This window comes from Ruthenibacterium intestinale, assembly GCF_040096265.1.
Classification (GTDB): Bacteria; Bacillota; Clostridia; order Oscillospirales; family Ruminococcaceae; genus Ruthenibacterium; species Ruthenibacterium komagatae.
This window is the reverse complement of sequence record NZ_JBBMFA010000095.1, coordinates 30,955-42,747: the sequence shown is the minus strand read 5'-3', so window position 1 is coordinate 42,747 and position 11,793 is coordinate 30,955. Positions and strand designations below refer to the sequence as shown.

The 11,793-nt window shown below is 47.8% G+C and carries 9 protein-coding genes; 2 read left to right on the top strand and 7 right to left on the bottom strand.

Annotated elements, in window-relative coordinates:
* Positions 1 to 56: 56 nt before the first annotated feature.
* Genes WMO24_RS09830 through hprK form a run of 7 tightly spaced genes read right to left on the bottom strand, consistent with a single transcriptional unit; the run spans position 57 to position 8,941 of the window.
* Positions 57 to 3,542, bottom strand: a complete 3,486-nt coding sequence (locus WMO24_RS09830; RefSeq protein WP_349216266.1) for a DNA polymerase III subunit alpha — start codon at positions 3,540 to 3,542, stop codon at positions 57 to 59.
* Positions 3,535 to 4,452, bottom strand: a complete 918-nt coding sequence (gene whiA / locus WMO24_RS09825) for a DNA-binding protein WhiA (RefSeq protein ID WP_349216265.1) — start codon at positions 4,450 to 4,452, stop codon at positions 3,535 to 3,537. The genes WMO24_RS09830 and whiA overlap by 8 nt, the downstream gene beginning before the upstream one ends.
* 17 nt (positions 4,453 to 4,469) lie before the next feature.
* The gene (gene rapZ / locus WMO24_RS09820) at positions 4,470 to 5,333 is read right to left on the bottom strand and encodes an RNase adapter RapZ (RefSeq protein ID WP_349216264.1); all 864 of its coding nucleotides are present in this window, start codon (positions 5,331 to 5,333) and stop codon (positions 4,470 to 4,472) included.
* An 18-nt stretch (positions 5,334 to 5,351) separates the two neighbouring features.
* The gene (gene murB, locus WMO24_RS09815; RefSeq protein WP_349216263.1) at positions 5,352 to 6,227 is read right to left on the bottom strand and encodes a UDP-N-acetylmuramate dehydrogenase; all 876 of its coding nucleotides are present in this window, start codon (positions 6,225 to 6,227) and stop codon (positions 5,352 to 5,354) included.
* A gap of 47 nt (positions 6,228 to 6,274) precedes the next feature.
* Positions 6,275 to 7,243: an ROK family protein gene (locus WMO24_RS09810; protein ID WP_349216262.1), complete on the bottom strand. Its 969-nt coding sequence runs from the start codon at positions 7,241 to 7,243 to the stop codon at positions 6,275 to 6,277.
* Complete coding sequence (locus WMO24_RS09805; RefSeq protein ID WP_349216261.1) at positions 7,240 to 7,989, bottom strand: phosphatase; 750 nt, start codon at positions 7,987 to 7,989, stop codon at positions 7,240 to 7,242. Before WMO24_RS09805 ends, WMO24_RS09810 begins: the two co-directional genes overlap by 4 nt.
* Before the next feature lie 19 nt (positions 7,990 to 8,008).
* Complete coding sequence (gene hprK, locus WMO24_RS09800; RefSeq protein ID WP_349216260.1) at positions 8,009 to 8,941, bottom strand: HPr(Ser) kinase/phosphatase; 933 nt, start codon at positions 8,939 to 8,941, stop codon at positions 8,009 to 8,011.
* A gap of 281 nt (positions 8,942 to 9,222) precedes the next feature.
* Between hprK and WMO24_RS09795 the strand changes: the two genes are divergently transcribed.
* Positions 9,223 to 10,401 carry a glycosyltransferase gene (locus tag WMO24_RS09795; protein ID WP_349216259.1) on the top strand — a complete coding sequence of 393 codons (1,179 nt, stop codon included), beginning with the start codon at positions 9,223 to 9,225 and terminating at the stop codon, positions 10,399 to 10,401.
* A 16-nt stretch (positions 10,402 to 10,417) separates the two neighbouring features.
* The gene (locus tag WMO24_RS09790; RefSeq protein ID WP_349216258.1) at positions 10,418 to 11,791 is read left to right on the top strand and encodes an NAD(P)/FAD-dependent oxidoreductase; all 1,374 of its coding nucleotides are present in this window, start codon (positions 10,418 to 10,420) and stop codon (positions 11,789 to 11,791) included.
* Positions 11,792 to 11,793: the final 2 nt, after the last annotated feature.

Below are 11,793 nucleotides of genomic sequence, written 5' to 3'. Positions count from 1 at the left end.
GCTGCCTCTTATTATAAACATTTGTTGCGTCAAATTCAACCGGTTTTGTTATAAAATTATCGGACTTTCACATTTCCCTTACCTAAAATGCGCTCCAGTTCCGAGAAAAGAAGGTCATTTTTAACACACCAGAGCGAACGCGGTGCACGCATACGCTTGTTGGTATCCTCAAAATACATGTATACCGGGCAGTCACCCTCAAAAATGCTCAGCAGATTTTTGACTTCTTCAAAAGAACGGCTGTTCATGGACGAAAGTTTCAGCCAAAGCTCATTTTTTGTATTTTTATTGCCACTATCTACAGTCAAATCCTTTTGGTAACGACTGATATCCGTGATTTTTTCTGCAATGATTTTGCTGGCCTCATCCTCTTTGTAGGAAACACGGCCGGAGATCACAACTACTGCATTCTCCCGTACTGCCTCAGAACACTGTAAAAGGATTTTCGGGAAAGCAAGAACTTCAATCGTACCACTGAGGTCTTCCACTGTAATGAACGCCATTACTCCGCCTGATTTTGTATTGATGGTCTTGCTTCGGACAATGGTACATACAACGCATACACTCTGATTGTCGTATTGATGCGCATCCTCGCCGTTTAAATCGGAAATTTTACAAGTGGAATACTGTTCGATGGCATCCCGGTGCTGATTCAACGGATGGCCGGAAAGATACAAACCGCTTACTTCCTTCTCCATCTGCAGGAGAGCATCATAAGGATATTCCTCGCAATCCGGAATTTTGTAATCGCTGATTGCAGCTTGCTTTGCATCGCCAAAGCTGCCGAACAGATCCATCTGCCCATCCAGATTTTTGCGGGAATCGTTCTCCACACTCTTCAAAATGCCTTCGACAGCTTCCATCATTCCGCGCCGCTTGGTCTCGATGTTGTCAAAAGCCCCTGCTTTGATCATGCTCTCAACCGCACGCCGATTGATTTCTGTCCCATGCATCCGGCGGCAAAAATCATACAGGCTTCGATAAGGTCCGCCCTCCTGACGCTGCTTTACAACCGTGGCAATCAAATTGCGGCCGACATTTTTCAGCGCCAGCAGCCCGAACCGAATGTCTTTTCCCTGTACGGTAAAGCCAATATCACTTGCATTGACGTCCGGCGGCAAAACCCGGATCCCCATGCGCTGGCACTCTGCAGTGTATTCAATCACCTTATCCGTATTATCCAGCACGCTTGTGAGCAATGCTGCGAAGAACTGCCGTTTGTAGTGCCGCTTCAAATAAGCGGTTTGATAAGCAACCACTGCATACGCCGCAGCATGGGACTTGTTAAAGGCATATGAAGCGAAACTGGACATCTCGTCAAAAATCGCATTTGCAACATCCGCGGGAATTCCATTGGCAACACATCCTGCGCATTCGTGGCCCGGTTCCTGATTCCCATAAACAAAATGCTGCCGTTCTTTTTCCATGACGTCGTGCTTTTTCTTGCTCATGGCACGGCGCACCAGATCCGCCTGTCCGTAAGAGAAACCCGCGAGTTCACGGCAAATCTGCATAACCTGTTCCTGATATACAATACAGCCGTTGGTCACGTCAAGGATATGTGCAAGCTGCGGTGTTTTATACCGAATGTTTCCCGGATTATGTCGATTGGCAATGTACGTCGGAATGGACTCCATGGGGCCGGGACGATACAGCGAAATAATAGCGATGATATCCTCAAGGCTACGAGCTTTCAAACCCATAATTGCCTGCGTCATTCCGCCGGATTCCATCTGAAAAATCCCCAGAGTCTCCCCGGCATTCAGCATGTCATAAACCTTGGGATCATCATAAGGAATTTTCTCCATTGAAAAATCCGGATCTGTTTCACGAACCATTTTTTCCGCGTCGCTGATCACAGTCAACGTCCGCAGCCCCAAAAAGTCCATCTTGAGCAGGCCGAGTTCCTCGATGGTTGTCATGGTAAACTGCGTGACCGGATTGCCATCGTTGGTCGCAAGGGGAACATACTCGTCGGCAGCCTCCCGGGTAATGACCACGCCGGCAGCGTGGGTGGAAGCATGCCGGGGCATCCCTTCCAGCTTCAAAGCTGTATCGATCAGTTCGCGGACCTCTGGTTCCGCTTCATAGCGAGCCGCTAACTCTCTGGAAGTTTTCATCGCTTTTTGAAGCGTCATTTTCGGCTCCATGGGAACCAACTTCGCAATGGTGTCAACCGCCTGATAAGGCATGTCCAGAACACGCCCTACATCTCGGATGGCGGCCCGCGCAGCCATTGTTCCAAATGTGACGATTTGCGCGACGTGATCGGCGCCGTATTTGCGAATTACATAATCAATAACTTCCTGCCGCCGTTCATAGCAAAAATCCACATCAAAGTCAGGCATCGAAACACGTTCCGGATTCAGGAAACGCTCGAAAAGCAGGTTGTACTGAATCGGATCAATATTTGTAATTCCAATACAGTAAGCCGCAAGACTGCCAGCGCCGGAACCACGTCCCGGTCCCACAGGAATCCCCTGGCTTTTGGCATAATTGATGAAATCAAATACAATCAAGTAATAATTGATGTATCCCATTCGATCAATAATTCCGATTTCATAATCAAGGCGCTGACGGATCTCCGGCGAAACCTGCGGTCCGTAGTGTTTATGCAGGCCCGCCTCACACAGCTGAACAAAGTAATCTTTGTTATCCATGCCATCCGGCGCTTCGAAGTACGGCAGCTTTGTCACACCGAATTCAAAATCAAAATTGCACATTTCAGCAATCTTGTTGGTATTTTCGCAAGCTTCCGGCCAGGCAGAAAAAAGGTCGTACATCTCCTGTGTACTTTTCACATAAAACTCATCTGTACCAAATTCCAACACATCGTCATCGTGTACGGTTTTGTTCGTTTGGATACAAATTAAAACATGCTGCATCTTGGAATCTTCCTGGCGCAGATAATGTGAATCGTTTGTTGCCACCAACGGAATACCAGTTTCCCGGGACAAACGAACCAACAGCGGCAACACACGCCGCTGCTCCTCGATTCCATGATCCTGAATTTCAATATAATAGTTTCCTTTTCCGAACAGGCTCTCGTAGTAAAGCGCCAACTGCTTGGCTCTTTCGTAGTCGCCCGCCAACAGCGCCTGTGGCACTTCACCTGCCAAACAGGCCGACAAGCAGATCAGGCCCTCATGATGACGTTCCAGCAGTTCATGGTCTATCCGCGGCTTATTGTAAAATCCTTCGATAAAACCGGCGGAAACCATTTTGATCAGATTCTTGTAGCCAATTTCATTTTTACACAAAAGAACCAAATGGTAAGATCCGTCAATCCGATTCACTTTGTCGAACCGGGTTCTGGAAGCCACATATACTTCGCAGCCAATGATCGGTTTGATCCCTGCTTTTTTGGCTGCCTTGTAAAAATCCACGCAACCGTACATCGCACCGTGATCCGTAATCGCCACGGCCGTTTGGCCCAATTCCTGGATTCGTTCCATGAGACGATCAATTCGGCATGCGCCGTCCAAAAGACTGTATTCTGTATGCAAATGCAGGTGCGTAAATTGTTTCGTGAGATCAGGCATTGCAATTCCTTTCCATCAATGTGGCAGCAATTTGCTCAATTTTTTTCATTCTGTGAGACAACCCGGATTTGCTCAACGGCGGGTCAAATTGAAGCGCCAATTCTTTCAAGGGAAGATCCGGATACTTTTCGCGGCAGTCCGCCGCCACCCTCAATGTTTCCGGCAATGTTTCCAATGCGCCATTTTCCCGCAGATACTGGATAGCCTCAATGGTCTTGCCGCTTGCGGAAACAATTTTATCGATATTGGCCGTCTCGCAATTCGTGATACGGTTGGCTTTGTTTCGAAGGTCTTTATACACTTTCAGATTCATCAGCTGAAGCGAAGACCCCGATGCTCCCATATAAGTAAGCATATCCTCAATTTGCTCGCTGGCCTTAAAATAAAGCACGTTTCCCCCGCGTCTTCGGGTCGTCTTCGGTAAAAAGCCGTGTCCCATCAAAAGCGCACTGAAATCCTGAATCAGGCCATACCGGTTGGATAAAAATTCAAGGTTGTACTCTTTGCTTGGGTCCGTAATGGTTCCGCTGCATAAAAAGGCCGCTGAAATAAACGCCTGCACGCAGTGTTCGCATTGAAAAATTTTACTGTTAATGCGAAGGGAAGGCTCTGTGCCGGTGCCCCCAAACAAAGAAAACATCTTCTCGATCTGCTCGCTGTCTTTCACTGCGAACTCGTACATTCTGCTGTCTTCTTTGCCGCGCGCATAAATTTTTCCTTCGACACCTGCCAGCGAAAACACCTTTTTCGCATATTGCGCAATACCGGTCCGCTCTGTATGCAGCACCATTCCTTTTGAATCAAAATATTTTCCAAAACAAGCCACTCCATAAGCAGCTGCAACTGCGCAGCAGCCTTCAGGCGGAATATGGTTCATGATCTCCTGCTTTACATCCTGGGAAAAACTCACGGGCACTCCTCCACTCGTCAGTTGTATCTTTGCTCATCCCGATGTTCCAAAACAGGATGATATCCTTTTTGCTTGAAATGCTCTGCCAAAAGATTGGCAAACGTAATAGACCGATGTTTCCCACCAGTACAGCCAATGGCAATCGTCAACTGACTTTTACCCTCTTTCACATACAGCGGGAGGGAATAATCCAGCAATGCCTGAAGGTGCTCCAGCAATTTTTGGGACTCTTCAAATTGCATCACATAATCAGAAACTTCATGATCGTTGCCGTTTTTCCCCTTGAGCTCCGGAATATAAAACGGATTCGGCAGACAGCGCACATCATAAACAATATCCGCCTCCCTGGGAACACCGTATTTAAAACCGAAAGACATGATATTCAATGTCATTGCGTCCGAGCTTTTATCTACAAACAGCGAAACAATACGATCTTTCAGCTGAGCCGTAGACAAGAGCGAAGTATCAATTTTATAATCCGCCATCGCGTACAGCGGTTCCAGGATAAGGCGTTCCTGCCTGAGCGCTTCGTCAATGGAAACCTGCGAAGCGATGGATATGGGATGTCTTCGCCTGGTTTCTTTATACCGCCGTTCCAGCACATGCACTTGCGCATCCAGGAACAGAATTTTGAAACTCACATCCTGCCGGCGCAGCTGCTGCAAAGCGTTAAGGATCTCCTCCGAGGACTTGCCGCCACGAATATCCAGAACAACCGCAATTTTCTGCATGGAGTTTTCACTTTGAAGCGACAACTCTACCAACTTTGCCAGCAAGCTCGCCGGGATGTTATCCATGCAAAAAAATCCGATATCTTCCAGCGCGTTCATTGCCAACGACTTTCCTGCGCCGGACAGTCCTGTCACAATTAAAAGATCCATAGCCTTTCCCTTCCCTCTTTATTCCACAACGCGAATCTCTTTCTCCAGAGTGAACCCCGTCTGCTCTTTTACAATTTTAGCCACAACGTCCGTGAGACACAATACGTCAGCACAAGTGGCATTTCCTTTATTCACTACAAAGCCGCAATGTTTCTCACTGATTGCCGCATCGCCTACTGCGTAACCCCTCAAACCGCACTGATCAATCAGCGCGCTTGCATAGGCACCTTCCGGACGTTTGAATGTGCTTCCGGCACTGGGCATATCCAGCGGCTGTTTTTCCGTTCTTCTGCGAGCATAATCAGCCATTTGTTCCCGGATAGAGTCCTTTTCACCTGGTGTTAGAGAAAAAGTAGCCGATAAAATACACCACGGCATATAGGCAAACGCGGAAGTCCGGTATCCGAGGGAAAGTGCCCCGGCCTCCAGCGTGATCTCATGTCCTTTGTCATCCAAAAACGTAACATCACGCAAAATATCTTTAATCTCCCCGCCATAGGCGCCGGCATTCATATAGACGGCGCCGCCCACGCATCCGGGAATCCCGAAAGCAAATTCCATTCCTGCCAAGCCGGCTTCCGCCGCTGCCAGGCAAACTTTGGAAAGAGATGCGCCTGCACCCGCTTTCAAAACCGTTCCCTGTACCTCGATGGCTGAAAATGCATCTCCAATGCGAACTACAACACCATCATAACCTTTATCCGAAAACAGCACATTGGTTCCCTTTCCCAGCAAATAGGTCCGGACACCCTCTTGTGCACAGTAATCGCGGATATCCTGCAGCTGCTTCGGATTTTTCGGCGTACAATAAATTTCAGCCGGCCCGCCGATTTTAAAAGATGTATGACGCGACATTGGCTCTTTTCTCGCGCAGGGAATCTCCTGCTGAATCATCCAATTAAATACAGAATCCAGTTTTTCCATTAATATTACACGCCCTATTATTCATTATTTTGACTGCCGAGGCTCGCGGCGCCGATGATGCCCGCATCGTTGTGCAGCTGCGCAACCACAATTTTGGTGCGGTGCTCGCTGTTCCGCGCGTAGTCCTCTTCATCTACAAGTTTACGCAACGGAGCAAGCAAAGTTTCCCCTTCCCGCGAAACACCACCGCCAATGCAGATAATTTCCGGCTGGAAGACGTTGATAACATTGGTCAGGCCGCACGCCACATACTCAATAAAACGATCGACTAACTCTTTGGCAAGCGCATCGCCGGCCCGCATCCCATCAAAAGCAGTTTTTGCGTTCACTTTACGCAAATCGCCGCCAATATACTGCCACATGATATTGTCCTTATGTTCCTGCAATGCTGCGCGGGTGTCTTCTTCCAAAGCACGGGCAGAAGCGTATTTTTCCCAGCATCCCTTTCGACCGCACATACACGGCCGTCCGCCTTTTTCAATAACTGTGTGCCCGATTTCTGCACCCGCCGAGTTAAAGCCCGAAAAAATTCGTCCATCAATGATAATGCCGCTTCCGATTCCGGTTCCCAGCGTGATCACAACAGCGTTTTTGCTTCCTTTCGCGCCACCTGCAATATATTCTCCATAAGCAGCCGCATTCGCATCATTCTCAATATAAACCTTACCCGGCAGCAATTTTTCCATATCGGCCGTCAAATGCCAATCATGATATCCAAAATTGGCATTAAATTCAATAATACCGGTTTTAGGGTTGACGCTTCCGGGCGTACCAATGCCAATCCAGCGAATATCCTGTTCAAAGGAGAGGTCGTTCCGGGCAACCAGCTCGCGGCAGATCTCAGCGATAGATTGCTCCACCTCTTCCTCCGGTCGGGGCAGATTGGTCTTGCGGGAAAGATGATCCACAATGTGGTGATCTTCATCCACAAGTCCCACGGCAATATTGGTTCCACCCAAATCGACACCAAGCGCGTAACGTTTCATTCCATTCCCTCCATCAAATTTACAATCGTCTTATGATGATCGCGGAGCATTGCGACAAAGGCTTCTCTGCTTCCGTTCACAATCAATTCCGGCGGAAAGTCGATTTCCCGCAGCATTTCGAAAATTGATTCAACTCCACCCAAATGATACTGCGAGTGTGCGTCGGAATTGACCGCAACCGGCACATCATTTCGCTTACAGGCAAGCGCCAAGGCCAGCATATTCTTTTCATTGCCCGGCCGCGCCACCCGTGAATTTGCATTTAACTCAACCACCTTGTGGTTCTGCGCAAAAACTTTTGTGACAGCGTCGTAATCATAAGGATAGAAACGGCTTTCCGAATGCCCGATCATATCCACATAAGGGTTTTGAGCCACATTCAGCCAAAGCTTTGTTGTCTCATCCTCCTGCAAGGGTCCGGAGAGGACTTCCGGGTGAATCGACGCAACGATCCAGTCCATATCCAATTCCTGCAGCGTGTCATTATCAAAATCCAACGCGCCGTCCAGATTGCGCACATTCGCTTCCATCCCTTTTAAAACCCAAACACCTTCCATCTTGTGCGGAAGTGTTGTGACATTATAGAAATACCACGGATGCGCACTGTCTTTCATGAGCGGAGCATGATCCGTAATCGCCAAAGCCCAGTGTCCCAACTCGTTGGCGCGCCGAGCCATTTCGGTAATTGTATTAAAGGCATGGTTTGATACCATTGTGTGCGTGTGTAAATCAGCAATAATCTTCATAAAATATTTCCTGCTTTTCTCAACCGTTCACATCATTTTCCAGGCCCAGGCGCGCCAGAAGGTCCTGTGCCGCATTGTAACCCATTTTTTTCTGCCGGTTATTGATGGCCGCAGCCTCAAGAATAACAGCGAGATTTCTGCCGGGCATGACCGGAATGACCGTGCTCGGAAGCGGCAATCCCAGTATATCTGTCGTATCCGTTTCCAGCCCGGTACGGCTGTAATTTTTGGTTTTATCCCATGGCTCCAAATGAACCACCAAATCAATTTTCTCGCTCATTTTGATGGCACCGGAACCGAATACGCGCGCCACATTGATGATACCAACACCGCGCAGTTCAATAAAGTGTCGAATGTTCTCCGGCGCAGTTCCCAAAATGGTTCGATCAGAGACGCGGCGCAGTTCCACCGCGTCATCCGCAATTAATCGGTGACCGCGTTTCACAAGCTCGATTGCGGTTTCGCTTTTTCCGACACCACTTTCGCCAAGGATCAGCAAGCCCTCGCCATATACTTCCACCAATACGCCATGTCGGGTGATGCGGGGCGCAAGGTCCACGCTGAGGATTGAAATCAGGCCGCTCATCATACTGGAAGTACTCTCGGAACTGCTCAAGACCGGCACTTGGTACTGCTGTGCAAATTCAAAAATAGCGTCGCAAATATTCAGATCCCGCGTAACGATGACCGCCGGTGGTTTCATTGAGAAAAGTGTATGAACATGGCTCCGACGCTCATTTTCCGGCAACGTATGCAGATAGCCCATTTCAGCATTTCCCAAAATCTGAATACGTGTGCGATCAAAATACTCATCATACCCTGTCAGCAAGAGCCCCGGGCGGTTGACGTCCGCAGACTGAATCGGAATATCCTTTAAATCTTTCGGAGTATATGCAACACGAAGATTCATCTGTTTTACGATTTTTTCCAAAGAAATGCTGAAATTCATCATTTTTCACAACCTCACTTTTCCAAGCTCAGACGTCAGGAAGGCTTAAGCATCTGCTTTTATTATATAATAACGTACGTAAGATATCAATTTGGTTTTGCTTTGAAAAAGAATTTGTATCGAAAAGTTTTCCAAATAACGTAAAAAATCCAGCATCTGGTTCGTTTACTTTAATAAAATGGAAAAAGAACATTTAATGAAATTCTCTTCTCAAACGCCTTGATTTCTGATATAATAAATTGTAACTGTGCGTTTTCGAATGAGAACTGCAATAAGGAGATGCAATGATGAGAATTGCCATTTTTGCCGAAACTTATTTTCCCTTTATCAGCGGAATCGTTACACATATTCAAACGCTGAAAGAATCTTTGGAAGAAAGCGGACATGAAGTGCTGATTGTAACTGCCAGCCCTAAAACCAACCGTCATTATGTGAAAGATGGCGTGCTTTATTGTCCGGCCATTCCCATGAAGCGTATTTATGGATACGGCTTTTCCAATCCCCTGAACCTCGAGCGTTTGAAGATTATTCGAGAGTTTAACCCGGACGTACTTCATATCCACACGGAGTTCAGCATGGGTATTTTTGCACAGTTTGCCGCGCGGAAATTGAAAAAGCCCATTGTTTACACGCTTCATACCATGTATGATGACTATTTGTTCTATGTCGCTCCCCACAAATTCGGGCAGAAAATGGTAAAACCGGCTGCGCACCTTTACTTCCGCAGCACTGCCAACAAAGCGACTGAAATCATAGGACCTTCTTTGAAAGTCGTGGAGTTTTTGCGCCGCTGCGGTGTGGAACGCCATATTAACATTATCCCCAACACTGTGGATCTGTCCGATTTTCTGCCGCAGAATGTCTCTCCCGATGATATCTCTTCGGTACGCAAAACGCTTGGTATTCGTGAAGGTGACACGGCCATCTGCTTTGTGGGACGGCTTGGGAAGGAAAAGAGCATTGATACACTGATTGAGTTTTTCGCACAAAATTGCAAAGGAAACGAGCAGTACAAACTTTTCATTATCGGAGACGGGCCCGAAAAGAACAACCTCGCTAGGCAGATTCAGGATTTGAATGTCACCTCACAGGTTAAATTGCTGGGACGAATTGAGCATGCCAGCTTACCGCCCTACTATCATGCATGTGACCTGTTTGCCACTGCTTCCCTTTCTGAGATGAATTCAATCTCGATGCTGGAAGCTATGGCCAGCGGCCTGTATGTTCTGCAGCGGTTGGATATTTATAACAAGAATCAGATTGAAGCCGGCGAAAACGGTGAAACGTTCACTTCATCCAAGGAGTTCGGTGCCCTTGTCTTTGCCCAGGCTGCAATGACAGCAGAACAAAAGGCAGAACGGAGAGAACGCGTAACAGCTTTCACCAATCGTTACGGAAAAAAAGAATTTGTCGCTCAGGTGCTGAATGTATACGAGCGAGCAATTGCAGAATACAAAAAATAAAAGGAGCATCTTCATTATGCAAAAATACGATGTAGCAATTATCGGCGGCGGCATTGGCGGATTGATGAACGCCTATGAACTGTGCACCAAAGCACCTCAGCTGAAAGTGATTTTGTTTGAAAAGGGTCATGATATCGAAAAACGGCTGTGCCCCATTGTGGCCGGAAAAGTCTCCACCTGCATTAAGTGCCCTTCCTGTGCCATTATGGAGGGTCTCGCCGGCGCCGGTGCTTTCTCTGACGGAAAATACGTTATCTCTACCGAATACGGCGGATGGCTGCCTGAATTTCTGGAACCGAAAACGGTTCTTGACTATATTGAGCAGGCCGATGCAATTCTCCAGTCTTTTGGCGCCCCCGCTGAGCGTTTTATGCCGAACAATGAGCTGAAGAAAAAATGTCTGGAATATGATCTGCACATGTCTCAGGCCCAGCTGAAACATTTGGGGACCGATGCGAACTTTGCGACAATGTGCAAAATGGCCGCATTTCTGAAAGAACGCGTCACCATTCTCACGGATACCGATGTAACAGATGTAGATAAAAGCACCCACACCGTTTACTTTACCAACAAAAATGGTTCAGACACGGTAACGGCAGAACACATTGTTTTTGCCGTTGGCCGCGTCGGCAGCCGTTTCTTTGCAAAGTGGTGTGCCAAAAATGCCATTCCCCTGAAAAATAACCAGGTCGACATCGGCGTCCGGGTGGAGTTGCCCAGTGTCGTGTGGGAGGACTTTTCCAAGAAAATCTACGAGCCCAAAATTTGGTACCGCTCCAAGCAGTACGGTGATGTAACGCGCATGTTCTGCTTTAATGAGCGCGGACAAGTTGTTATGGAGAACACTTCCGGTGTCCTGACTGTCAATGGACATGCTTATGTAGATGAAGCTAAGAAGAGTGAAAACTCCAACTTTGCCCTTCTCTCTACCATTCGGTTTACGGAGCCCTTCAAAGAGCCGATTGAATACGCGCGCAGCGTTGCCAGCCTGGCCAATCTGATCAGCGGCGGAAGCGTTTTGGTACAGCGTCTCGGCGATTTGATTGCAGGACGCCGGACAGATGCCCGCCGTCTGGCTCAGAGCACCGTGCGCCCCACATTGAATGCTGTGCCTGGCGACTTGAGTCTTTGCCTACCCAAACGTCAGTTGGATAACATTGTGGAAACACTGGGTGCACTGGACAAGGTTGCTCCCGGCACAATGAACTACGACACATTGCTTTACGGTGTTGAGTGCAAATATTATTCTGCCCGTCCGGATTGCACAGACTTTGAATTGGACGGCTGTGAAAAAATTTATGCGGTCGGTGACGGAACCGGATTTACTCGTTCGCTCTCCCAGGCGGCTGCACACGGTTTGTATGTAGCAGACAAAATTTTGAAAAAGTAAAT

What these genes read in the sequence shown, in the direction of transcription:
- rapZ (WP_349216264.1), bottom strand. Translation starts at nt 5,333, where the DNA reads ATGGATCTTTTAATTGTGACAGGACTGTCCGGCGCAGGAAAGTCGTTG.
- WMO24_RS09805 (WP_349216261.1), bottom strand. Translation starts at nt 7,989, where the DNA reads ATGAAGATTATTGCTGATTTACACACGCACACAATGGTATCAAACCAT.
- WMO24_RS09810 (WP_349216262.1), bottom strand. Translation starts at nt 7,243, where the DNA reads ATGAAACGTTACGCGCTTGGTGTCGATTTGGGTGGAACCAATATTGCC.
- hprK (WP_349216260.1), bottom strand. Translation starts at nt 8,941, where the DNA reads ATGATGAATTTCAGCATTTCTTTGGAAAAAATCGTAAAACAGATGAAT.
- murB (WP_349216263.1), bottom strand. Translation starts at nt 6,227, where the DNA reads ATGATTCAGCAGGAGATTCCCTGCGCGAGAAAAGAGCCAATGTCGCGT.
- WMO24_RS09795 (WP_349216259.1), top strand. Translation starts at nt 9,223, where the DNA reads ATGATGAGAATTGCCATTTTTGCCGAAACTTATTTTCCCTTTATCAGC.
- WMO24_RS09790 (WP_349216258.1), top strand. Translation starts at nt 10,418, where the DNA reads ATGCAAAAATACGATGTAGCAATTATCGGCGGCGGCATTGGCGGATTG.
- WMO24_RS09830 (WP_349216266.1), bottom strand. Translation starts at nt 3,542, where the DNA reads ATGCCTGATCTCACGAAACAATTTACGCACCTGCATTTGCATACAGAA.